Genomic DNA, 22,837 nt, shown 5'->3' on the forward strand with positions numbered 1-22,837 from the left:
CACGCCGTGTCCGGGTGCCGCTAACTTCATGATCAACCGGGCCCTTGGGGTCGGGCGGGCGGGCGGGCGGGGAGAACAGGAAAGGTAGGTACGGATGCCTGAAGCGTTGGACTCGGCGTTGGCCGAGGTGCGGGCGTTGCTGCTCGCGCCGGGGCTGACCCGCGCGGTCGCCGCCGGGCGCCGTCGTGGGCAGCGCCCCTCGGTGGTACGCGCGGAGCTGCGCCCGGTCACGCTGAAGGCCGGTCCCCGGTTGCAGATCGCCGTCTCCGACGGATCACGGCCGCACACCCGCAACGTGGCACCGGGTACGGAGGAGGCCGGCGCGGCAGTCGACGAACTGCTCGCCGAGCCGTTCGGCAACTGGCACGTCGAGACCGGCGACGCCACGCTCCAGCTCCGGGTGACCAAGTCCGGCGAGGCGCAGGTGCACCGCGCGGCGGCCAGCCGTCCGGCCGCCGAGCCGGGCGGGCACGACCGGGCCAAGGAGTGGCTGCTCGACCCCGGTGATCCCCTGTTCCGGGAGATCGGCGGCTCGGCGGCAAAGCGCCGCCAGGTCGACGCGTTCCTGCGCGCGCTCGCGGCGACGCTGCCCGACGACCTCACCGGCCCGCTGCGGGTGGTGGACCTGGGCTGCGGCAACGCGTACCTGACCTTCGCCGCCTACCGCTACCTGGTCCAGCGCGGCCTGGACGTGACGCTCGTCGGCGTGGACGTACGCGAGGACCAGCGCCGCCGCAACACCGAGCTGGCCGAGCGGCTGGGCTGGGCCGACCAGGTCGGGTTCGTGGCCGGCACCATCGCCGAGGCGCCCGTCGAACCGGCGCCCGACCTGGTGCTGGCGCTGCACGCCTGCGACACCGCCACCGACGAGGCGCTGGCCCGGGCGGTGCGCTGGGGCGCCCGCTGGGTGCTCGCCGCGCCCTGCTGCCACCACGACCTGGCCGCCCAGCTCCGCGCCGGTCAGGCACCCGCGCCGTACGAGCTGCTGACCCGGCAGGGCATCCTGCGGGAGCGGTTCGCCGACGTGCTCACCGACTCGCTGCGGGCCGCGCTGCTGCGCCTGCACGGCTACCGCGCCGAGGTGGTGGAGTTCGTCGACTCCCAGCACACGCCGCGCAACCTGCTCATCCGGGCACGTCGGACGGCGGGTGCGCCGAGCGACGCGCAGCGCGCGGAGTACCGCGAGCTGGTCGGCCAGTGGGGTGTCACGCCCCGGCTGGAGACGCTGCTCGCCGAGGCGCGCTGAGCGACGGCAGCGGGCCGGGCCTACCGCCCCCGGTCGCCCCGGCTGCGGTCGCCCCGGTCCAGCACCGACACCCGCTCACCGGTGCCCCGGTGCGGTGCCCGCTCGCCGTCGTGCGACGTGCTCGGGAACGGCACCACCTTCCCGGGCTGCTCGGCGTTCCCGGCGGCGGCGAAGGCGTTCCACGAGATGTCCACGAGCATCCGCTTCAGCTCGGCGTGCCGGACCGCGGCGCTGCGCTGCAACGCCATCCGTGCGCCCAGCACCACCGAGGCCAGCGTCGTGCAGATCGCGCCGGTCGCGGCGATCAGGTGCACGCCGGTCGCATCGCCACCACGGACCGCCAGCACCAGCAGCCAGATCCAGAAGCCGAGCGCGAACACCGCGGCCTTGGCTACGAAGAAGAGGCTCACCGCGCCGGGGCGATGCGGTACGGGACGGTCCGGCTCGGCCATGCTGTTCCTCCATCGACTCCCAGGGTTCCTTCAGGTTATTACCCGAAGCGCATTGCCCGAAGCAAACTTCCGTAGTTGCGGGTCTCGCCGACGGGACCTCCGGACCGATCAGTCAGTTACTTCTCCGGTCCGGCGTACTAGGCTCGGTGCGCGAGCCGGGCCACCGGAGGAAGGGGACAGATCCACCAGGGATGGGTTCCGCAGACGTTTCGCCACAGATGGCCTTCGCGCGCTTCGTACGCCGGGCCATCGACGCCGCGCGTGAAGAGCGCGGCTGGACGGTGACCGACCTCGCCACCCACACCGGTGTCGGCCGCTCCACAGTGTTCCGCTGGCTGGCCGGAGACTGGCAGGACTACCCCGAACTCGCGAAGGTCCGCGGTTTCTGCGCCGCCCTCGACCTGCCCGTGGCGGCCGCGTTCCGCGCGCTGGGCCTGCCCGACGCCGGGCCGGTGCCCCGCCGCCGAGGTGCCGAGGACGGCCCGGTGGAGGCCGACGTGCGGGTGATCCTGGATCGGCTCGCCGACCCGAACGTGCCCGCCGAGGAGAAGCACCACATCCGCGATCTGCTCCGCTACCTGGCCCGCCGCCCGGTCCGCCGGGCCGGCTGAACGGCCGGCCGGCAGCGGCCCGAGACTCAGGCCACGGTCAGCGTGAACTCGGCGGTCCGCACCACGCCGCCGACCTGGAAGTCCAGGAACATCCGGTAGCTGCCCGGCCCGGGCGCGGTCAGCCAGAACGTCACGTCGTCGCCGTCGCGCACCGGCTCCGGGTGGACGTGCAGGTAGCCGAGATCGCCCTCGCGCAACGCCACCAGGTGCCCGTACGCCCCGAGGTACGGCTCCAGCGCCGCCGCCGCGCCGCCCGCGCCGGTGAGCCGGAACCGCAGCGGCACCGACTTCCCCACCTCCGGAGTGCCGGCGTACGCGACGGTGAACCCGTCGACGGCGGCCGACGTGGCGGCGGCGGGCAACGGCCGGGGCCGGTACGCGCCGGACGCGGCCAGGTCGGCGCCGAGCACCACGGCGACCTGGCGACCGTCGTCGGCCACGGCGGTGAAGTCCGCGTACATCCGCCAGGGGCCCGCCTCCGGTGCCGTGATCGGCACCGACCAGGTGCCGTCGGCGGCCATCGTCGGGTGCAGGTGCCGGAAACCGCCGAGGTCACGCCGGACCATGATCACGTGCATCGGCTTGTCGTGCACGACGGCGAACCGGGTGACCGCCCGGCGCTGGTCGTCGCGGATCTGGAAGCGCAGCTCACCGGCGCGGCCCGCGACCAGCTCGGTCGACGGCACGAGCGTGTAGCCGGCCGAGGTGATCGACAGTCCGGTCGCGCCGTCGCCGCCGCCCTGGGTGACCGTGGCGCCGTCGTGCGTGTGCGCGCCGGTCCCCGGTGAGTGGGCGTGCGCACCGCCGTCGGCGCCGCCCGTGGCGACCCCGCCGGCCGTGGCACCGCCGGGCCGGGCCGGGCCGGCCGACGCGTTCATCCGCCCGAGGCCGAAGCCGAGCAGGACGGCGAGCACCAGGCCGCCCACCACCAGGGCCAGCCGCAGCGTCTCCCGGTCCACAGCGACGGGACCGGCCGCAGCCGCCCCGGTCGAGCCAACCGCGCCGTCCCCGGACCGCGTCGCGGGGGCGTCGGAGCCGGCCTCGGAGTCGTCGGGGACGACGCCGGTGCCGGACGTGACGGACGACGACTCAGGCACCGCCGCCGACCAGCTCGTAACCCGCCTCGTCCACGGCGGCACGCACGGACTCGACGGACAGCGGCGCCGCGCTGGTGATCGTGGCGGTACCGCTGGTCAGATCGATGCGGACCTCGTCGACACCGGGCAGCGCGGACAGCTCCTCGGTCACCGCCTTGACGCAGTGTTCGCAGGTCATCCCGGTCACGGTGTACGTCTGGACGACGGGTCGCTGCTCGGTCATGACCCCACGGTACCGCCGTCCGGGTGCGGGCCCGACGACGGTCCGCCGACGGTGGTGACGCTCGCATTCCGCCCGGCCCGGGAACTTTCCGCGCAGGCCGGAAACTCGGCACACACCGCCGGGAACCCGCGCACGCCGGGAACGGGTCAGCCGGCCACCGCGAGCGCCAGCGGCAGCACGTCCGGAGCACCGGCCCGGCGCAGCAGCCGCGCCACCATGCCCATCGTCCAGCCCGAGTCGACCAGGTCGTCCACCAGCAGCACCGGCCCGTCCAGCCCCGGCAGCGCGCCGGCCAGCTCGTCCGGCAGGCGGAAGGCGTCGTGCAGCGCGCGTACCCGCTGGGCGCTGTTGCCCCGCGGCCCGCCGGCCCCGGCCGGGCCGGTGGGTTCGACCTGGCCGAGCAGCGGCAGCCGGCCCACGGCGGCGATCCGCTCGGCCAGCGAGCCGACCAGCAGCGGTCGCGTCCGGGAGCCGACCGCGACCACGCCGGCCGGCCGCCGGGGCCACGGGTCGTCGCCGTGCGCCCACGCCTTCAGCACCTCGACCACCGCCGCCACCACGTCGTCGGGCACCGGGCCGTCCGGCGCCTCCGGCCCGGCCAGCCCGCGCAGCCGCCCGCCCCACCCCAGGTCGGACAGGCGCCCCACGGCCCGGCCGGGCAGCGCCTGCTCCGCCGGGGGGATGCGGCCCTTCAGGGGTACGCCGACCGCCTCCAACCCGGTCGGCCAGAGCTTCTTCGGCGGGATCGGCACGCCGGGGCGCCCGAGGAACGTCTGCGCGGCGGTCAGCGCCGCCTCGGAGACAGCGGCGTCGAACAGCGGGCCGGCGCAGTTGTCGCAGCGCCCGCAGTCCTGCGCCCCGGTGTCGTCCAGCCCTTCCCGCAGGTAGCGCATCCGGCAGGCGGACGTCGAGGCGTACTCCCGCATGGCCCGCTGCTCGGCGGCGCGCGCGTCGGCGACGCGCCGCAACCGGGCCTCGTCGTAGACCCACGGCTCGCCGGTGGCGAGCCAGCCGCCGCGCACCCGGCGGACCGCGCCGTCCACGTCGAGCACCTTGAGCATCAGCTCCAGCCGGGCGCGGCGCAGGTCGACCACCGGCTCCAGCGCCTGGGTGGAGATCGGCCGTTCGGTGTCCAGCGCGGCGAGCACGGCGCGGACCTGCTCCTCGGGCGGGAAGGCGAGCGAGGCGAAGTACCGCCAGATCGCCGCGTCCTCCACGCCGGGCAACAGCAGCACCTCGGCGTGCTCGACGGCCCGGCCCGCGCGGCCGACCTGCTGGTAGTAGGCGATCGGCGAGGGCGGCGCGCCCAGGTGCACGACGAAGCCCAGGTCGGGCTTGTCGAAGCCCATGCCGAGCGCGCTCGTGGCGACCAGCGCCTTGATCTTGTTGTCCAGCAGGTCCTGCTCGGCGGCCCGCCGGTCGGCGTCCTCGGCCTGCCCGGTGTAGGACGCGACCGACCAGCCCCGGCCGCGAAGGAACTCGGCCGTCTCGGTGGCCGCCGCCACGGTGAGGGTGTAGACGATCCCCGAGCCGGGGAGCCGGTCCAGGTGGTCGGCCAGCCAGGCCAGGCGGTGGGCCGGGCTCGGCAGATCGAGTACGCCGAGGCGCAGCGACTCGCGGTCCAGCGTGCCGCGCAGCACCAGTGCGTCGCCCAGCTGCTCGGCCACGTCCTGGGTGACCCGGGCGTTGGCGGTGGCGGTGGTGGCCAGCACCGGCGTGCGCTCGGGCAGGTTGGCCAGGAACGTGCGCAGCCGCCGGTAGTCGGGGCGGAAGTCGTGCCCCCAGTCGGAGACGCAGTGCGCCTCGTCCACCACCAGCAGCCCGGTGGTGGCCGCGAGCTTCGGCAGTACCCCGTCGCGGAAGTCCGGGTTGTTCAGGCGCTCCGGGCTGATCAGCAGCACGTCGACAGTGCCAGCGTGGATCTCGGCGGTGATCTCGTCCCACTCGTCCAGGTTCGCCGAGTTGATGGTGCGCGCCCGGATGCCGGCGCGGGCGGCGGACTCGACCTGGTTGCGCATCAGCGCCAGCAGCGGCGAGACGATCACCGTCGGCCCGTGCTGTTTTCCCTCCCGCAGCAGCGCGGTCGCCACGAAGTAGACGGCCGACTTGCCCCAGCCGGTGCGCTGGACGCAGAGCACCCGCCGCCGGTCGACCACGAGCGCCTCGATGGCCCGCCACTGGTCCTCGCGCAGCCGGGCGTGGTCACCCGCCAGCCGCCGCAGCACCGCCTCGGCGCGCTCCCGGACGGCCATCCGATCCTGGCTCATCCGGCATTTCTACCAGGCACGGCCGACGTCACCGGCGGACCGGGCGGCGGACCGGGCGCCGGTGCGGGCGGCGGACCGGGCGCCGGTGCGGGCGGCAGGAAGATCAGCAGCTCGCGCAACGAGTCCGTCGCCGCCGCCGGCAGCAGGCACCGCGAGGCCAGCTCCTCCATCGACGTGTACGGGCCGCGCATCCGGCGGTCGACCACCACATGCTGCGACTGCGACCGGGTCAGTCCCGGCAGCCCGACGATCACCTGGTCCGGCACCGAGTTGACGTCCACCAGTCCGCCGTCGTCGTACGCCCGGGGCAGGTCGGGGCGCCCGATGCGCAGATCGTCGCGGGCCGACGGGTACTGGTAGAGCAGGTAGCGGGCGTACTCCCGGCGCAGCCGGTTGCGGTCGGCGTACGGCCGGCCACGCCAGAGGCCGCGCAGCCAGGCGAGCAGCCGGCCGTTGAGCAGCACCACGTGCGGGACGCCCGCCACCCAGGTCGTCAGCCAGATCAGGATCACGGCACCCTCGGGTCCGCTGACCTCCTCCGTCTCGCTGCCGCCGACGACCACCACGAACGTCACGGCAACGGTCAGGTAGTAGACCGCGGCGAGGACGCTGCCCCAGCCCCGCCGCCAGATCCCGTAGAGCAGCACCACCAGCCAGGTGAGCATGCCGAACGAGAGCAGGGCGGTGAACGCACCGCCCACCGTCGCGACGACGCTCAACCATCCGGGCACACCGGCCGGACGCCTGGACGGCGGTACGGCGCCGAACAGCGGTGCGACAGGCGGCGAAACCCAGGCCGGCACGCTGGTCGGCGACTCACCGGGTGGTGGCGGCGGGTACGGACTGCCCGGCTGCGCCGAGACGGTGAACTGCACCGGAACGGTGAGCTGGGCCGAGGCCGCCGCCGGAGCGGTGGGCGGAGGCGGGGCGGTGGGCGGAGGCGGGGCACCCGCCGGGTTCACGGGCAGCGGCCGGGCCGATGCCTCGGCCGGGTTCGTGGGCGGCGGCTCGGCCGGGTTCGTGGGCGGCGGCTGGGCCGGCGCCTCGGGGGCGGCCGGAATCGGCTCCGGGTCGCCCGCCCATCTCTCGCCCGCCCCGGCCCGTTCCGGACGCGCCCCGGCCAGGAGGTCCGGGTCGGCGCGGAGGATCCGCCGGTGCAGATCCTGGAGCGCCCCGCCCGGCTCAATGCCGTACTCGTCGCGGAGCAGCCCGGCGTACTCGCGGTAGGCGGCCAGCGCCTCGGCCTGCCGTCCGCTGCGGTGCAGCGCCAGCATGAGCTGGTGACGCAGCCGTTCCCGGACCGGGAACTCGGCGACCAGCTCGACCAGCCGGCCGACCAGCTCGCCGTGCCGGCCGTCGGCCAGCTCCAGTTCGGTACGCGTCTCCAGCGCGACGGCGCGCAGCTCCACCAGCCGGTGCCGGGCCGTCTCGAAGTACGCGCCGGCGAACCCGGTGAACGGCTCCCCCTGCCACAGCTCCAGCGCGGCGCTCACCTCGGCGAGCGCCTCCGCCGTACGTCCGGCCGCCTGTGCCGCCCGCGCACGCCGCACGCCCCGCTCGAAGCGCGCCGCGTCCACCGCCTCGGGCGGTACACGCAGCAGGTAGCCCGCGTCGGTGAGGGTGAGCACCCGGGCCGGTGTACGCGGCGACCGGTCCGGCTCCAGCACCCGGCGCAGACCGGCCACGTGCTTCTGCACCACGTTGAGGCCGTTGACCGGCGCCTCGTCCGGCCAGACCGCCTCGACGATCTGCCCGGTCGGCACGGGACGGCCCGCGGCGAGCAGCAGCACGGCCAGCACGGCCCGCTGCTTGGCCGGGCCCAGATCGAGCGGACGGCCGGCGTACCAGGCCCGCTGCGGGCCGAGGAGTTCGAAGCGCAGCGCCTCTGACATGCGAGTTTCCGCCCCCGTACCGACTGCCCCCGCCCACCATGGCCGACGGCAGTCGGACGGCAGCATAACGGCAGCGAGGCCGCCGTGACGGCTGCCGATACTTACCCGGCAACAATCACCTGGGAAAGTGAGTCGAACACCATGACGCAGCGAATCGGTTCCGCCGCGAGCCTCCGGCGGATCGCGGCTCTCGCGACGGCTGTGCTGGCCACCACCGTCCTGTCCGCGGGGTGCGGGACCGGGGACGCCACCGAGGGCACCGGAGCGGCGCCCAGCCCGTCGGCCGACCCGAAGGCCGCGCTGCTGGCCGCCGTGCCGGACGAGAAGGACCCGGCCTTCCGGTTCACCACCATCGAGGGCGCGGACAAGTTCGACGGGGTGGTCGACCCGGCGGCGCGCGGCCTCGAGCTGTCCATGTCGGAGAAGAGCAAGGACCCGGAGTTCACCATGGGGATGACCTTCCGCGTGATCGACGAGGACATCTGGATGCGGGTCAAGATCACCGGCATGGCCGGCCTGCAGGACATGATGAAGCTGCCGAAGCGCTGGATGCTCCTGGACCGCACCAAGCTCGACGACGCCTCCGACGTGCCGGTCTACCAGAACGCCGACCCGGCCAACATGGCCGCGGTCATCCGGACCGCGGAGACGGTCGAGGATCGGGGCGACGGCACGTACGCCGGGTTCGCCGACCTCACCGCGAACGCCGACATCCGCGAGAGCTTCACCACGGTGGACGTGGACGCGCTCGGTGACGCGGCGAAGAAGGTGCCGTTCACCGCGGTGGTCGGGCCGGACGGGAACCTCACCTCGCTGACCCTGCAGATGCCGGCCGCGGGCAAGAAGAAGGCGATGAAGGTGGTCGCCAAGTACTACGACTTCGGCAAGGCGCCGAAGATCAGCGCGCCGACGGGCGCGCAGGTGCAGAAGGCGCCGGCGACGGCGTACGAGATGCTCAACGGCTGACCACGACGTACGAGGGGCGGTGGCCACACGGGGGGCCGCCGCCCCTTCGTCGCGTCAGCGGCCGAGCACCGAGCCGCCGTTGACGCCGAGCACCTGCCCGGTGACGTACCCGGCGGACGGGCCGACCAGGTAGCGCACGGCCGCCGCGATGTCGTCCGGCACACCGGCCCGGCCGACGAGCGTGGCGGCGACCCGCTTGGCGTGCCCCTCCGGCGTCATCCGGTCGCCGAAGAACTCGGTCTCGGCGACGTAGCCGGGGCTGACCACGTTCACAGTGATCTGCTCCGGACCGAGCTGGGCGGCGAGGTCGTACGCCCAGCCGTGCAGCGCGGCCTTCGCGGCCGAGTACGGCCCGGCGCCGCCGCGCTGCGCGGCGATCGAGCTGAGCAGGACCACCCGGCCGCCGGGACGGCGCAGGGCGGGCCGGAGCGCCTCGGTGAGCAGGACGGCGGTCAGCACGTTGGCGTCCAGGTTGGCCCGCCACCAGTCCGCCACCCCGCCGAGCGAGTCGGTCGGCCCGCTGAGGTAACCGCCGGCGTTGTTGACCACCGCGTCCACGGCCCGCTCCCCGACGGCGTCCACCACCGCCCCGACCTGCCCCGGATCGGTCAGGTCGGCAGCGACGGCAGTGACCGCGCCGTCCCGCCCGCTCTCGTCACAGATCCGCCGCGCCGCCGAGTCGAGCACGTCGATGCGCCGTCCGACGACAAGAACGTCGAACCCGTCCGCGACGAGCCCACGCGCCACCGCAGCCCCGATCCCGGTCCCACCCCCACTGACAACCGCAAGCCGCCGATCCCCCATGAGGTCTCCCCTTCCCGCGTCCCGTCCCCGGCCCTGCCCCGGGCGATCATGAAGTTAGCGCCATCGGGCACGGCGTGTCGCGGCGTTAACTTCATGATCGCCGGGGCAGGGGTGGGGCAGAGGCGAGAGGGGTCAGCGGGAGCGGCGGATGGCGGTCAGGAGGGGGGCCAGGCGAGATCTCAGGCTGGCCAGGCCGCCCGGGAAGAAGTAGACGGCCAGGATGAAGACGGTGCCCAGGACGAACAGGGGCTGGCTCAGCGGGTGGCTGAGGAACGCGGGCAGGCTGTTCACCGCCTCGCTGCTGCCGAACGCGGTCAGCCGGTGGTCCAGGTACATGTAGAGGACGCCGCCCAGCACCGGCCCCCACCGCGTACCGGGACCGCCGAGCACCACCATCACCAGCAGCGACAGCGTCAGCTCCGACGAGGTGATGTGCGGGCTCGCGCCGCCGACGATCAGCACGTAGACCACCCCGCCGGCCGACGCGAGGCCACCGGCGAGCGTGAACGCGACGAGCTTGAACCGGTACGGGTCGAGCCCCAGCACCCCGATGCGCCGCTCGTCGTCGCGCAGCCCGGCCAGCACCCGCCCGGTCGGCGAGCCGCTGACCCGGTGCACCACGAGGACCACGATCGCCAGGTACGCCAGCGCCAGCCAGTACAGGTTCACCGTGTTGGTGACACCGACGAGCGCCGACGGCAGCCCTGAGACGTCCAGCGGCAGGCCCTCCTCGCCGCCGGTGAGACCGCCGAAGTCGCGGGCCACCAGGATCGCCCCGACCTGCGCGAACGCCAGCGTCACCATGGCGAACGCGATGCCGACGGTCCGCAGGGCCACCGCGCCGAGCAGCGCGGCGAGTGTGGTCCCGCCGATCACCGTCAGCACACCGGCCTGCCACAGCGGCAGCCCGGCCTTGGTGACCAGGATGTCGGTCCCGTACACCCCGGCGGCGAAGTAGAGGGCGTGGCCGAAGGAGAGCATTCCGGTACGCCCGAACAGCAGGTCGTAGCCGGCCGCGAGCCCGCCGAACACCAGGCAGATGGCGAGCAGTTGCAGCGTGCCGGGCGAGTTCAGCGGCCCCTCAAAGATCCCCGGCAGGTGCAGTGTGGAGTAGGGCAGGATCGCCGCGACCACCAGCGCGACGAGCGGCAGGTACGGGCGCAGTCCGTGCCAGCGGGCCCGGCCCGGGGTCAGCTCGTCCGGCACCGCCGCCGGGGGTGCCGGCGCCTCGGCGCTCTTGACCTCGGTCATGCGTGAGCCACCTTTCCGGCCAGGCCCTGCGGACGCAGCAGCAGCACCACGGCGAGCAGGCCGACCACGCACAGGTCGCCCAGCCCGGACGTGCCGTAGTAGTTGACGAACTGTTGCAGCAGCCCCACCGCGACCGCCGCGTACGCGGACCCGACCACCGAGCCCATCCCGCCGATCACCACCACGATGAACGCGAAGATCAGCAGCGAGCCGCCCTGCCCCGGCGAGACGGTGCCGAAGTAGACGCCCCCGAGCGCACCGGCCAGCGCGGCGGCGGCCCCGCCGATCGCGAAGACGAGCGTGAACGCCTTCCGCACGTCGATGCCGAGCGCCGTCACCATCTCCCGGTTCTCCACCCCGGCCCGGATGATCAGGCCGTACCGGGTCCAGCGCAGGAACGCCAGCAGCGCGCCGAGCACCACCGCGGCGGCGACGATCAGCAGCAGCCCGGCGTTCGGCACCTGGGCGCCGAGCACCGACGTGACACCTCGGCTCCAGTCGGGCCGCGGGAACGGCCGCGGGTCGGCGCCCCAGGTGGCCTGGAGCAGCGCCACCCCGGCGAGCGACAGGCCGACGGTGACGAGCACCTGCTCGATGGTGCGGGAGTAGAGCGGCCGGATCAGCACCAGCTCGACCAGTACCGCGACGAGCGAACCGGCCAGCACCCCGAAGACGACAGCGAGCACGAAGCCGAACCCGTCGGGTCCGGCGCCGGGCAGGTTGCCCGAGGCCCACCAGGTCGCGTACGCGCCGACGCCGAGGAACAGCCCGTGCGCGAAGTTGAGCACGTCGGCGAGGCCGAAGACCAGTGAGAGACCGGAGGCTACGAGGAAGTACAGCGCCGCCAGGCCCAGCCCGGTCAGCGTCAGCAGAACCACTGTGTTCACGAGTGCACCTCCGCCGAACCCACCCCGAGCAGCGACTTCGTCAGCGCCGTCTCCAGCAGCAACTCCTGGGCGTCGCCGGTCCAGGCGACCTTCCCGGCGGAGAGCACCACCGCGTCGGTCGCCAGCCGCCGTACCACCGCCAGGTTCTGCTCGACCAGCAGCACCGGCACGGATTCCGCCACCCGTTCCAGCACCTCGGCCACCTCGGTCACCACTTTCGGCGCCAACCCCTTCGTCGGCTCGTCGACCAGCAGCAGCCGGTTGTCGTTCAGCAGCACCCGGCCGATCGCGAGCATCTGCTGCTGCCCGCCGGACAGCGAACCGGCCCGTTGCCGTCCGCGCCGCTCGAGCTCCGGGAAAAGCGCGAAGACCTTGTCGTACGCGGGCGTGACGCCCCGCCGTTCGGCCAGCCGCAGGTTCTCCGCGACGGTGAGTGCGGCGAAGACGCAGCGGTCCTCCGGCACGTAGCCGAGGCCGTCGCGGACCAGCCGGTGGGTGGGGCGGGCCAGGAGGCTCCGGGCACCCATCCGCACGGAGCCGCGCACCTCGCCGCCGCGCGGCGTCAGCCCGACGATCGCGCGCAGCGTGGTGGTCTTGCCGACGCCGTTGCGCCCGAGCAGCACCGTGACGCCGGTCGGCGCGACCTCGAACGACACGCCCTGGAGGATGTGCAGCCCGGCGATCCGCACGGACAGGTCCGCCACGGACAGGACAGGTTCCACCATTAGAGGGCCTCCCCCAGGTACGCCTCCTGCACGGTGGCGTTCGCCATCACGGTGTCCGGGGTGTCGCACGCCAGCAGCGCGCCGTGGTGCATCACGGCGATCCGGTCGGCCAGCTCCAGGATCACGTCCATGTGGTGTTCCACCATGAGCACCGCCCGGCCGCTGTCCCCGGTCAACGACTTGATCACGCTGACCAGCTCGGGCACGTCCTCGGCGCTCACCCCGGCCATCGGCTCGTCCAGCAGCATCACCCGGGGCTCACCGGCGAGCAGCAGCGCGATCTCCAGCTTGCGCTTCTCGCCGTGGGCCAGGGTGCCGGCGGGCGCCGTACCCCTGTGGTGCAGGCCGACCCGGTCGAGCGCCGCGTCGGCGGCGGCGGCCACCTCCCGGTCGGCCGCCGCCCGCCGCCACAGCTTCATCGAGCCACCCCGGTGTGCCTGTACGGCGAGCCGGACGTTCTCCCGCACGCTCAGCGAGCCGAAGACCGAGGACGCCTGGAAGGTACGCCCCAGTCCGAGCCGGGCACGCCGGTGCGGCGGAAGCGCGGTGATGTCCGCGCCGTCGAGCAGGACCGTGCCCTCGGTGGGCCGGCGCAGGCCGGTGATCAGGTTGAACAGGGAGGTCTTGCCGGCGCCGTTGGGCCCGATCACGCCGAGGAACTCCCCCGGCGCCAGATCGAGGTAGACGGAGTCGACGATGGCGACCTCACCGATCCGCCAGGTCAGACCGCGGGTGGCGAGCATCGGTCAGCCCTTCATCTGCGCGACCGGCGGCGCGCTCTCGTCACCGGTGAGCGACTTCTGCGCGGTCGCCGTGAAGGTGGTGCCGCTGCCGGAGAGCTTGGCCTGGTACATCGGCTGGAGCAGGGCGTGGTCCTCGGCGCGGATCTTCATGGTGCCCTTGACGCCCTCGAACTCCCAGCCCTCGAGCGCCTTGACCATCTTCTCCACGTCGTCGCCGCCCTCCTGCACGGCGCGGACGACCATCTGCGCGGCGGCGAACCCGTCCGGGTGGAACAGGTCGAGCGTGCCGCCCGGCACCTTCGCCTTCGCGGCCTTGGCGGCCTCGGTGTCGCTGGCGCCGTCGAAGTAGTGCGACAGGAACGAGATCTTGCTGCCGGCCGCGCCGAACGTCGGCCACGAGGCGCGGATGTCCAGGCCGGTGACGACAGTGGTGGAGGCGAGGACGCCCTGCTGGTCGAGCGTCTGCCACATGGCGCCGGCGGTGGTGCCGGCCCAGGCGACGAAGAGCAGGTCCGGCTTGGCGGCCTTGATCTGGCTGGCGAACGGCGTGAACTCGGTGGCGCTGGCCGGGGCCCGGACGCTGCTCACGTTCGCGCCGGCGCCGCCGATCACGGCCTTCACGGCGGCCTCGTTGGCGTCGCCGAACGCGCCGTCCTGCGCGAACACCACGACCTTCTTGCCGGCCGCGTCGCCGATGAACGACCGGGCGGTCACCACGTCCTGCCAGGACTGCCGGCCGGAACGGAACGTGTACTTGTTCGCGCCGGTCACCGCGTCGGTGGCGGCCGGACCGGAGATGAACAGCACCTTGTTCTGCGCGGCGATCGGCGCCACCTGGAGCGCCACCCCGGAGGAGGTGGACCCGGCGATGATCTTCGTACCCTTGCCGATCAGGTCCTTCGCGGCGGACACGGCCTTGGCCGGGTCGCCCGCGTCGTCGGCCTCGGACACCTCGATCGTGCGGTCACCGACCTTGCCGGTGCCCTTGGTGGCGAAGTCGAGGCCGGCCTTGAAACCCTCGATGTACTGCTTGCCGTAGCTGGCGAGCGGCCCGGACTGGGAGTAGACCAGACCGACCTTGACCGGGGCGGCGTCGCCGCCGCCGGATGCGGTGTCCTGCGGGCTGCCACAGGCCGTGGCGGCCAGAGCGACCGCCACCGAGGTGGCGGCGGTAAGGAACACCCGTCGCGTGTGCCGGATCGTCATTGCGACTCCAGGTGAGGACAGGGGGAATGTCAGTTGTCGGCTCACGCTAGAAGTGACGTCACCCACGGGCTATGTGGTCGGCGCACACAAGTGCCTGTGACGGGGTGGCCGCACGTTACAACGCCGGACATCGACACGTAACCGCACCGACCCGGGATGGCCGCACTCGCCACGCGCACCCCGCCGGGAATGTCGCCCCACGCCATCGCGCGACCTGTCGCAGTGCCCCTGTAGGCAGAGCGAGAGCGGAGTCGCCGAACCAACCGGAGTCCCCACCATGCCCACAGCAGAAGCACCGTTCCGCCGCATCGCCAACGACATCGCCGCGAAGATCAGAAGTGGCGAGCTGAAGCCGGGCGACAGGCTGCCCTCAACCCGTGAGTTGGCCGAGACCTACGGCGTCCACATGAACACTGCCTACCGGGCGATGTCGTTGCTGCACGATCGCGAGTTGATCACCGGCCAGCCCGGCCGAGGCACCTACGTAGCCGAACCCCCGGCCTGACCCACCAGCCCCACCCGGGCCCAACCGGCCCCGGCTCATCGATCTTGGAGTTGTGGCGCCCAGGATGTCCAACTAGGGGCGATTCGTCAGGTGCCACAACTCCAAGATCGACGAAGAGCCCGCCGCCCAGCGGAGATCTTGGTAGGAAAGGGCCCCTCAGGGGGCCGTTTCGTACCAAGATCTCGGGGAGCGGCCGAGCGCGACGGACCCGGGCAAGCGAACGGGGCGCCCGCCGGAGCGGCGGGCACCCCGTAAGAGGACCAGCGTCAGCGGCCGGCTCGGGCGGCCACCGCCGTGTCGGGATGGTCGCTGAACACGCCGTCCAGGCCCAGGTCGAGGAACAGCTCGTACTCGGACGTGATGTCACCACGCGCGTTCGGGTCGGTGCCGATCCGGAAGTCCACCGGCAGGAACTGGTTCTCGGCCCGGAACGTCCACGCGTGCACCACCAGCTTCTGCCGGTGCGCGTCGCGGATCACCGAGGTCGGCGCGAGCAGCCGTCCGGTGGTGTCCCGGGGCACGATCAGGTTCTTGTTCAGGCCGACGCCGTCGGCGTACCGGGAGATCCAGGCCAGGCCCGCGGGCGTGGCCAGGTCCGCGTAGGTCCGCTTGTCGCCGCCGGCGACGAAGTCGTAGGGCGCGCCGCCGGCGTCCATGAGCTGCACCAGCCGTACGTCGATCATCTTGTCGAGCTTGCGCAGGTTGGCGGTCTCGAAGCTCTGGACGAACACCGGATCGTTCCGGTGGGTGAGCCGGTTGCGGCGCAGCACCGCGACCAGCGGCTCCTCCAAGGCACGGCCGATCGACGCGAAGTACGTCGGGTGCTTGGTCTCCGGGTAGACGCCGATGGTCCGGCCCCGGGCCTTCGACTCGGCCCGCGCCAGGTCGATGACCTCCTGAAACGTCGGGATCTCGAACCTGCCGTCGAAAGCGGTGTTGGCGACCCGCACCTGCGGCAGCCGCTCCTTGGCCCGCAGCGTCCTCAGCTCGGCCAGCGTGAAGTCCTCGGTGAACCAGCCGGTGACGGTGGCCCCGTCGATGGTCTTCGTCGCCTTGCGGGCGGCGAACTCGGGGTGGGCGGCCACGTCGGTCGTACCGGAGATCTCGTTCTCGTGCCGCGCGACCAGGACGCCGTCCCTGGTCGAGACCAGGTCCGGCTCGATGAAGTCGGCGCCCTGGCGGATGGCGAGCCGGTAGGCCTCAAGGCTGTGCTCCGGGCGGTAGCCGCTCGCGCCCCGGTGTCCGATCACGATCGGTCGCTGGGCCACGGGGGCACGCTCGGCGCGGTGGTCCGGGCCGGCCTGGGCGGCCACTGCCGGCACCACCACTGCGGCCGCCGCAAGCAGCGCGCCGGCCACGCCGAGGGCGGAAAGGGTACGTCGCAACGCCGTCTCCTGTCGTCGATGGGTACGCACAGCAGACCGGGCGTGGTTGACCGCCAGTTGGTCGGTTCCTGACCTGCCGGTGAATCTCCGGACGGAAGATGACGGGATGCGCCGCCTGCTCCGGAAGCCCGTGCGGTTGGTGCCGTTGGGGTTCCTGGCGGTGATCCTGGTCGGCACCGGCCTGCTCATGCTGCCCTGGGCCACGAGCGAGCAGCGGTACACCCCGTTCGTCACCGCGCTGTTCACGTCCACCTCGGCGGTGTCGGTGACGGGGATGGCGGTGACCGACACCCCGAACTACTGGAACGGCTTCGGGCTCGTGATGATCACCGTGCTGACGCAGCTCGGCGGTCTGGGCATCCTGACCGGGGCGTCGCTGGTGATCCTGGCGGTCTCCCGCCAGCTCGGCCTGCGTAACCGGCTGCTCGTGCAGGCGGAGACCGCCGAGTTCGGCCTCGGCGACGTACGCCGGCTGCTGTTGCGCATCGCGGCGACCGTCTTCGTCACCGAGGCCCTGATGACGGCGGTGATCGCGACGCGCCTGTTCCTGGCGTACGACTACCGGCCGGGCCGGGCGCTCTGGTCGGCCGTGTTCCACTCGGTCCAGGCGTTCAACAACGGCGGGTTCGCGCTCTACTCCGACGGCCTGATCGCGTTCGCCCGCGACGGCTGGGTGGCGCTGCCGCTCAGCATCGGCGCGATCATCGGCGGGCTCGGTTTCCCGGCGCTGTTCGAGGCGGTACGCGAGTGGCGGCAGCCGGAACGCTGGGCGGTCGCCACGAAGCTGACCGTCTGGGGCAGCGTGGTGCTGACCGTCTTCGGCGTCGCCTACCTGCTGATGGCCGAGTGGGGCAACCCGTTCACGATCGGCACCTTCGACGTGCCGGGCAAGCTGCTGGCGTCGTTCACCCAGATCGCGTTGAGCCGTACCGGCGGCTTCGACGTGGTGAACGTCGGGCACCTCACCGACGAGAGCTACCCCATGCTGATCGGCCTGATGTTCATCGGCGGCGGCAGCGCGAGCACCGCCGGCGGCATCAAGGTCTCCACGTTCTTCCTGCTCGGCTTCGCCATCTGGGCCGAGCTGCGGGGCGAGCCGGACACCACTGTCGGGCGACGCCGGGTGGCGGCGGCCAGCCAGCGCCAGGCGCTGACCGTGGCGCTGCTGAGCGTGGCGCTCGTGGCCGGCGGGACCGTCGGCCTGATCGCGCTGACCTCACACATTTCGTTCTCGGCCGCGTTGTTCGAGGTCACCTCCGCGTTCAGCACCACCGGCCTGACCGTCGGGGTGTCCGGCCAGCTCTCCCCGCCGGGCCAGTACGTGCTGACCGCGCTCATGTACATCGGCCGGATCGGGCCGCTCACGCTCGGCTCGGCCATCGCGTTGAACACCCGTCGACGGCTGTACCGCTACCCGGAGGAGCAACCCATTGTCGGCTAGACATCCGGAGGAGACCGGCATCGCGGTGATCGGCCTGGGCCGGTTCGGCGGGCGCCTGGCGGAGTCCCTGTCCCGGCTCGGCTACGAGGTGCTGGCGATCGACCACGACCCGGTCCGGGTCCAGCACTGGTCGGCCGACCTCGACCGGGTGGTGCAGGCCGACAGCACCGAGGAGGTGGCGCTGCGACAGCTCGGGCTGGCGGACTTCCGCCGGGTCGTGGTCGCGATCGGCGCGTCGCTGGAGGCGAGCGTACTCACCGTACTGGCGCTGGCCGAGCTGGGGATCGAGCAGATCTGGGCGCGGGCCACCTCGGAGAAGCACGCGAAGATCCTGCACTCGGTGGGCGCGCACCACGTGGTCTTCCCCGAGGCGGAGACCGGCGAGAGGGTGGCGCACCTGATCGTCAGCCGGATGCTCGACTTCATCGAGTTCGACGACGACTTCGCCATCGCCAAGATCAAGGTGCCGGCACCGCTGGTCGGGCGGTCGCTGCGCGACATCGCCCCACAGGACCGGTACGGCGTGATGGTGGTGGGTGAGAAGCAGCCCGGGGAACCGTTCCGCTACGCCGGGCCGGACACGGTGCTGGAGGCGGACAGCGTGCTCATCGTGGAGGGCGGCATCTCCCAGGTGCAGCGCTTCTCCGCACTGACCTGACCGCAGCCGCTGACCTGACCGGAGCCGCTGACCTGACCGCCGCGCCGACCTGACCGTCAGCCCTTCTTGGGACCAGGACCCTTGCCCTTGCCGTGCTCACCCCCCTTCGGCCGGTCTACTTTGCTTTTCCCTTCGGGCCCTCCTTGCCCTTGGGGGGCTTCGGCGCGGCCTTGGGCTTCGCCGGCTTCGCCTTCGCCGGCCCGCTCTTGGTGGTGGTCTTCGCGGTGGTCTTGGTGGCCGGCTTGACCGGCGTCTTGACCGGCGGCGCGGTGGTCGGCGCCGAGCCGGCGATGCCGGAGACCTGCACGCCGCAGGTGCTGTCGCCGAGCGTGAACTCCACGGGCAGCGTGTTGCTGCCGGTGTAGCGCCCGGCCAGCGTCAGCTTCGTCGACGCGCCGGGGGCCAGCGCCGCGTCCGTCGCCGGTGCGGCGATCGAGACGGTACGCCCCGCCTGACGTGCCGTGGGCTGGGACGTGGTGACCGTCTGCTTGCCGGGGAACGTGAAGTTCATGGTCCAGTCGCGCAGTTCCCGGTCGCCGGTGTTGGTGAGCGTCAGCTCGGCGGAGAACTCCTTGCCGGTGTCGCGGCGCAGCGAGTAGTCGACAGCACAGGGGATCGGCTCGGGCAGGCTCATCCGCGCCTCGGTCGGCTCCACCCCGCCGCTGGCCGGGCTGCGCGACGTCAGCCCCCACAGCGTGGCGGTCACCGCGACCAGTCCGACGGCGGCCACCCCGGCCTCCACCTTGCGCCGCCGCGCCACCGCCCGCCTCGTGCGCGTACGCACCACCGAGAACGGCAGCGCGTCGGTCTCCGCCGACCACGGCAGGATCGTGGTGCCGGCGTTCTCGGCGAGCGCCGGGTCCATTCGGCCGAACGCCGGTGACACCGGCACGATCGCCGCGATACCGGCCGCCTCGGCGAGCGTACGGGCCACCTCGGCGGTCGCCGGGCGGTCCTCGGGGCGCTTGGCCAGGCACCGCTGCACCAGCGCGGCCACCGGCTCGGGCAGGCCCGGCACCGGCGGCATCGGGTCCGGGTCGCGGTACATGTGCGCGCGCAGCATCTGGGTGGTGGTGCTGGCCTGCCACGGCAGGCGACCGGTCAGCATCCGGTAGAGCAGCAGCCCCACCGCGTACACGTCGGTGGCCGGCGAGACGTGGCCGTTGTCCAGCCGCTCCGGCGCCAGGTACGCGGGCGTGCCGAGCAGCGCGCCGTCCGGCCCCTTGTCGCTCTCCCCCACCAGCGCCGAGATGCCGAAGTCGACGACCTTCACCCCGGTCGGGGTCAGCATGACGTTGCCCGGGGTCACGTCCCGGTGCACCACGCCCCGGGCGTGCGCGGCGGCGAGCGCCGAGGCGACCTCCGCGCCGATGGTCATGGCCTCCCGCCAGGGAAGCTGCCCGTCGCGGCCGAGCCGTCCGCTGAGCGGACCGCCGTCGACCAGCTCCATGACCACGTACGGCACGGTCAGGCCGACCTGCACGGACTCGCCGTAGTCGTACACGTTGGTGATGTTGGGGTGGCACAGCCGCGCGGCGGCCTGCGCCTCCACCCGGATCCGGTGCCGGAACGCCTTGTCACTGGCCAGCCGCGACGCCAGCACCTTGACCGCGACCTGCCGGCCCAGCACCTCGTCGTAGCCGCGCCAGACGACCGACATGCCGCCCGCACCCAGCTGCTCGACCAACCGGTATCGCTCGCCGAGCAGTTGCACGCCGTTCCTGACCGGTCCACCCATGGTCGGTCCTGTTGCCCGAAGTCGACCCTCGTACACCTCAGCGGTCGGAATCGGTCAGGAAAGTCACCCGTTCAGGCGGTCGCCAGCAGTTGATCCACCGGTGCGTAGTCGTCGGTGAGCACCATCGCGTCGCCCACCCACTCGGTCACCGCCGCCTCGTCCATCAACCCGGCCGGTTCGGGCAGCAGCTTCAGCCCGGGCGGGATCGCGGCCAGCGGCAGTGGCGCGTCCGAGGCGACGATCACGAAGTTGGCGCCCTGCTTCCCGTCGATCGCGCCGGGCGGGGCGATCAGCGCGACGTGCGCGAACTCGGCCTTCACGGTGGCCAGCTCGGCCCGGATGAACCGGCCCGGCGGGTAGTCGATGACGTTCTGCACGTAGATCCCGTCCGGGCGCAGCACCCGTCGGATGTCGGCGGCCATCTCCCGGGTGGCCAGGTGCCACGGCACCACCAGGTGACCGAACGCGTCGCCGACGATGAAGTCGCGGCTGTCGGTCGGCTCGCCGCGCAGCAGCACCCGCGCGTCGCCCACCTCGGCGCGCATCCCCGGGCCGGTACGCAGGCCCAGCTCCCGCCGGTCCAGCTCGACCAGGCCGCCGTCCAGCTCGAACACCAGGTTGTCGGTGCCGGGCCGGGTCGCCGCCAGGTAGTGCGGCACGGTGAAGCCACCGCCGCCCAGGTGCAGCGCGTCCATCGGCTGCTTCGCCGGCCGCGCCACGTCCGCGACCAGGCCGATCCACTGCGTGTACGCGTACTTGAGGTGGTTCGGCTCGTTCAGGTCGACGTACGAGTGCTCGGCCGAGTTTAGGTACAGCGTGCGTCCCTGCGGCCACGACGGGTCCACCTCGACGCGGGCGCAGTGGTACGCGGTCTCCACGTCGCACGGGTTCGGCGCCGCGGCGGTGAGCCCGGCGGCGGCGAGACCGAGCAACGCCAGCGCGGCCTTGACCCGGCCCGGCGTGGACGGCCCGCCGGCACCCGCCTGCCGTCGCAGCCAGACACCGAGCGCCAGCCCGGTCACCCCGAGCGCGGCGGCCAGCCCGAGCACGATGACGGAACTGGACAGCGCGGCCACCAGGACGAAGCCGGTGCCGAGCGTGGCGGTGATGCCGCCGAGCGTGCCGATGCTGGACAGCTTGCCCACCACCTGGCCGGTGCGGCGCAGGTCGGCGAGCTGGAGCTTCACCACGAGCGGGGTGATCCCGGCCAGCAGCGCCGCCGGCAGCACCACCGTCAGCGCGGTCAGCAGGAGCACCGCGCTCGCCGCGCCGCCACGCAGCACCTCACCGGCGTACCTGACGATCGGCAGCGTGACCGCGGTGGCGATGCCGGCCAGCACCAGCGCCGGGGCGAGCAGGGTGCGCGGGTCGCGCCGGTCGGCGAGCCACCCGCCGAACCACGCCCCGTAGGCGATCGCGGCCAGCGCCATGCCGATGACCGAGCTGGTCACCTGGAGCGTCACCCCGACGTACGGGCCGACCAGGCGCAACGAGACGGTCTCCAGCACCAGCACCGCGCCGCTGGAGAAGAAGACGAGGAACGCGGCGAGCCCGTTCGGCAGGGCCCGCGGCGGAACCGGGGCGTCGGCCGCCGGTTCCGCCATGACGTCGGACGATGTGCTGCTCACCGTGGCGATGGTACGCAGCGCCGCCGGCGGGCCGCGTCAATACATCGAGATGTGAACATGGTTTGTGTGGTCCGCCGCCGGGCTGCCGCCGCCGCTGTACGCGCGCCAGCCGGTGTTCGGCATCCAGATCTGCCGATACCAGATGACGTACATGATGCCGAGGCGGTTCGCGTTGTTCTTCGCCCAGGCGGCCAGGCTGTCGCCGTACGCCTTGTCGCCGCCGGTGGCGGTCTTGTCCTCGAACCCGCCGCTGGCGGCGGAGAAGTCGCAGGCCCGGCCCTTGGGGTGCTCGCCGCCGCCTCCGCTGCGGTGACACGAGGCGTAGCGCTTGTAACCGGCCGCCTTGGCCTGCTGGAGCATGTGCAGCGTGCGCGGCGTGATGCAGCCGGACGCGGGCGTCGGGTCGTCCACCGAGCAGGACTCCGACGGCCATGAGCCGTCCGAGTTGCGCGGCGCGGGCCTCGCCGACGAGGAGGTGCCGTTGAACCCGGACCCGGCGCCGGAGCTGACCTTCGCCAGCGCCACCTCGGCGTCCTTCTTCTTGCGGGCCTGCACGGCGACCTGCTTGGCCTGCTCGCGCACCTCGGCGTCGATGGCGAGCTTCGCCTCGGCCGCCTGCGCCTTCGCGTCGGCCAGCTCCCGCAGCCGCTTGCTGTCCCGCTGGGCCATCACGTCCAGCTCGGCCGCGCGCTTGAGGAAGTCGTTCGGGTCGGCGCTCGCCAGCAGCATCGACGTTGCGGTCAGCCGGCCCATCCGGTACGACTGCGCGGCGACCTCGCCGGCCTGCTCGCTGAGCCCGACGAGGCGTGCCTCGATGTCGGTGAGCTGGGCGGCGAGCGCCTTCTGCCGGCGCTTGGAGTTCTCCAGCTTGTTCTGGGCCTCGATGTGACCCTTCGCCGCCGCCTCCAACGCCGCCCGCAACTGCTTGCTGCCGCCCTCGTTGGGGGCGTTCGGGCTGGGCACGGCGGCGGCCGGCCCGGCGGCCACGCCGGAGCCGAGCAGCACGGCCACCGCGGCGAGCGCGGCGAGCAGCGACCGCCGGACGCGCCGGCCGGTAGGGCTGGTCCTGGGCACGTGATGGTCCTTCCGTCGACCGCCGGCCCCCGCACACC

General features: G+C 73.0%; 21 protein-coding genes. 6 read left to right on the forward strand and 15 right to left on the reverse strand.

The features are described from left to right. Positions 1 to 94: 94 nt before the first annotated feature. On the forward strand, positions 95 to 1,246 hold the full coding sequence (locus tag GA0070562_RS24785) for a class I SAM-dependent methyltransferase (protein ID WP_091426546.1): 1,152 nt from the start codon (positions 95 to 97) through the stop codon (positions 1,244 to 1,246). A 20-nt stretch (positions 1,247 to 1,266) separates the two neighbouring features. Here the strand turns inward: GA0070562_RS24785 and GA0070562_RS24790 are convergent, their stop codons facing one another. Then, the gene (locus GA0070562_RS24790) at positions 1,267 to 1,698 is read right to left on the reverse strand and encodes a hypothetical protein (RefSeq protein ID WP_091426548.1); all 432 of its coding nucleotides are present in this window, start codon (positions 1,696 to 1,698) and stop codon (positions 1,267 to 1,269) included. 191 nt (positions 1,699 to 1,889) lie between these two features. On the opposite strand from GA0070562_RS24790, the gene GA0070562_RS24795 reads away from it, so the two are divergent. Then, positions 1,890 to 2,309, forward strand: a complete 420-nt coding sequence (locus tag GA0070562_RS24795) for a helix-turn-helix domain-containing protein (protein ID WP_026268433.1) — start codon at positions 1,890 to 1,892, stop codon at positions 2,307 to 2,309. Positions 2,310 to 2,335: 26 nt separating this feature from the next. On the opposite strand, the gene GA0070562_RS24800 is transcribed toward GA0070562_RS24795, so the two are convergent. The 4 genes from GA0070562_RS24800 to GA0070562_RS24815 form a co-directional block, all read right to left on the reverse strand. Next, a complete protein-coding gene (locus GA0070562_RS24800; RefSeq protein ID WP_091426551.1) occupies positions 2,336 to 3,406 on the reverse strand; it encodes a hypothetical protein in 1,071 nt (356 codons plus the stop codon). Continuing rightward, entirely contained in the window at positions 3,399 to 3,629 is a 231-nt protein-coding gene (locus GA0070562_RS24805; protein WP_091426553.1) for a heavy-metal-associated domain-containing protein, read from the reverse strand. The genes GA0070562_RS24800 and GA0070562_RS24805 overlap by 8 nt, the downstream gene beginning before the upstream one ends. Before the next feature lie 146 nt (positions 3,630 to 3,775). Continuing rightward, a complete protein-coding gene (locus GA0070562_RS24810; protein ID WP_175438864.1) occupies positions 3,776 to 5,896 on the reverse strand; it encodes a RecQ family ATP-dependent DNA helicase in 2,121 nt (706 codons plus the stop codon). Continuing rightward, the gene (locus GA0070562_RS24815) at positions 5,893 to 7,788 is read right to left on the reverse strand and encodes an AfsR/SARP family transcriptional regulator (protein WP_091426558.1); all 1,896 of its coding nucleotides are present in this window, start codon (positions 7,786 to 7,788) and stop codon (positions 5,893 to 5,895) included. Before GA0070562_RS24815 ends, GA0070562_RS24810 begins: the two co-directional genes overlap by 4 nt. A gap of 141 nt (positions 7,789 to 7,929) precedes the next feature. Here GA0070562_RS24815 and GA0070562_RS24820 point away from each other — a divergent pair, with 141 nt between their 5' ends. Continuing rightward, positions 7,930 to 8,754: a hypothetical protein gene (locus GA0070562_RS24820; RefSeq protein ID WP_091426560.1), complete on the forward strand. Its 825-nt coding sequence runs from the start codon at positions 7,930 to 7,932 to the stop codon at positions 8,752 to 8,754. 54 nt (positions 8,755 to 8,808) lie between these two features. On the opposite strand, the gene GA0070562_RS24825 is transcribed toward GA0070562_RS24820, so the two are convergent. The 6 genes from GA0070562_RS24825 to GA0070562_RS24850 form a co-directional block, all read right to left on the reverse strand. Beyond that, positions 8,809 to 9,558 (reverse strand): SDR family NAD(P)-dependent oxidoreductase, encoded by a 750-nt coding sequence (locus GA0070562_RS24825; protein ID WP_091426562.1) that lies wholly within the window; start codon positions 9,556 to 9,558, stop codon positions 8,809 to 8,811. A gap of 132 nt (positions 9,559 to 9,690) precedes the next feature. Beyond that, entirely contained in the window at positions 9,691 to 10,809 is a 1,119-nt protein-coding gene (locus tag GA0070562_RS24830; RefSeq protein ID WP_091426565.1) for a branched-chain amino acid ABC transporter permease, read from the reverse strand. Further along, complete coding sequence (locus GA0070562_RS24835; protein ID WP_091426567.1) at positions 10,806 to 11,696, reverse strand: branched-chain amino acid ABC transporter permease; 891 nt, start codon at positions 11,694 to 11,696, stop codon at positions 10,806 to 10,808. The genes GA0070562_RS24830 and GA0070562_RS24835 overlap by 4 nt, the downstream gene beginning before the upstream one ends. Beyond that, positions 11,693 to 12,421 carry an ABC transporter ATP-binding protein gene (locus GA0070562_RS24840; protein ID WP_091426569.1) on the reverse strand — a complete coding sequence of 243 codons (729 nt, stop codon included), beginning with the start codon at positions 12,419 to 12,421 and terminating at the stop codon, positions 11,693 to 11,695. Before GA0070562_RS24840 ends, GA0070562_RS24835 begins: the two co-directional genes overlap by 4 nt. Next, on the reverse strand, positions 12,421 to 13,164 hold the full coding sequence (locus GA0070562_RS24845) for an ABC transporter ATP-binding protein (RefSeq protein WP_091426571.1): 744 nt from the start codon (positions 13,162 to 13,164) through the stop codon (positions 12,421 to 12,423). Before GA0070562_RS24845 ends, GA0070562_RS24840 begins: the two co-directional genes overlap by 1 nt. Positions 13,165 to 13,167: 3 nt before the next feature. Further along, entirely contained in the window at positions 13,168 to 14,370 is a 1,203-nt protein-coding gene (locus GA0070562_RS24850) for a substrate-binding domain-containing protein (protein ID WP_091426575.1), read from the reverse strand. Positions 14,371 to 14,647: 277 nt separating this feature from the next. On the opposite strand from GA0070562_RS24850, the gene GA0070562_RS24855 reads away from it, so the two are divergent. Next, positions 14,648 to 14,875, forward strand: coding sequence for a GntR family transcriptional regulator (locus tag GA0070562_RS24855; RefSeq protein WP_091426578.1), 228 nt, complete (start codon positions 14,648 to 14,650; stop codon positions 14,873 to 14,875). A gap of 266 nt (positions 14,876 to 15,141) precedes the next feature. On the opposite strand, the gene GA0070562_RS24860 is transcribed toward GA0070562_RS24855, so the two are convergent. Beyond that, a complete protein-coding gene (locus tag GA0070562_RS24860) occupies positions 15,142 to 16,260 on the reverse strand; it encodes a glycerophosphodiester phosphodiesterase (protein WP_091426579.1) in 1,119 nt (372 codons plus the stop codon). Between the two features lie 106 nt (positions 16,261 to 16,366). On the opposite strand from GA0070562_RS24860, the gene GA0070562_RS24865 reads away from it, so the two are divergent. Together GA0070562_RS24865 and GA0070562_RS24870 are read left to right on the forward strand one after the other, a co-directional pair. After that, positions 16,367 to 17,701, forward strand: coding sequence for a TrkH family potassium uptake protein (locus tag GA0070562_RS24865; RefSeq protein WP_091426583.1), 1,335 nt, complete (start codon positions 16,367 to 16,369; stop codon positions 17,699 to 17,701). Further along, positions 17,691 to 18,359, forward strand: a complete 669-nt coding sequence (locus GA0070562_RS24870) for a potassium channel family protein (RefSeq protein WP_091426585.1) — start codon at positions 17,691 to 17,693, stop codon at positions 18,357 to 18,359. Before GA0070562_RS24865 ends, GA0070562_RS24870 begins: the two co-directional genes overlap by 11 nt. A 115-nt stretch (positions 18,360 to 18,474) precedes the next feature. Here the strand turns inward: GA0070562_RS24870 and GA0070562_RS24875 are convergent, their stop codons facing one another. From GA0070562_RS24875 to GA0070562_RS24885, 3 genes are all read right to left on the reverse strand, one after another. Beyond that, positions 18,475 to 20,097: a serine/threonine-protein kinase gene (locus tag GA0070562_RS24875; RefSeq protein ID WP_091426587.1), complete on the reverse strand. Its 1,623-nt coding sequence runs from the start codon at positions 20,095 to 20,097 to the stop codon at positions 18,475 to 18,477. A gap of 71 nt (positions 20,098 to 20,168) precedes the next feature. Then, on the reverse strand, positions 20,169 to 21,701 hold the full coding sequence (locus GA0070562_RS24880) for a fused MFS/spermidine synthase (RefSeq protein WP_175438869.1): 1,533 nt from the start codon (positions 21,699 to 21,701) through the stop codon (positions 20,169 to 20,171). 60 nt (positions 21,702 to 21,761) lie between these two features. After that, complete coding sequence (locus GA0070562_RS24885; RefSeq protein WP_091426594.1) at positions 21,762 to 22,799, reverse strand: coiled-coil domain-containing protein; 1,038 nt, start codon at positions 22,797 to 22,799, stop codon at positions 21,762 to 21,764. Positions 22,800 to 22,837: the final 38 nt, after the last annotated feature.

This window comes from Micromonospora tulbaghiae, assembly GCF_900091605.1.
GTDB classification, from domain to species: Bacteria; Actinomycetota; Actinomycetes; order Mycobacteriales; family Micromonosporaceae; genus Micromonospora; species Micromonospora tulbaghiae.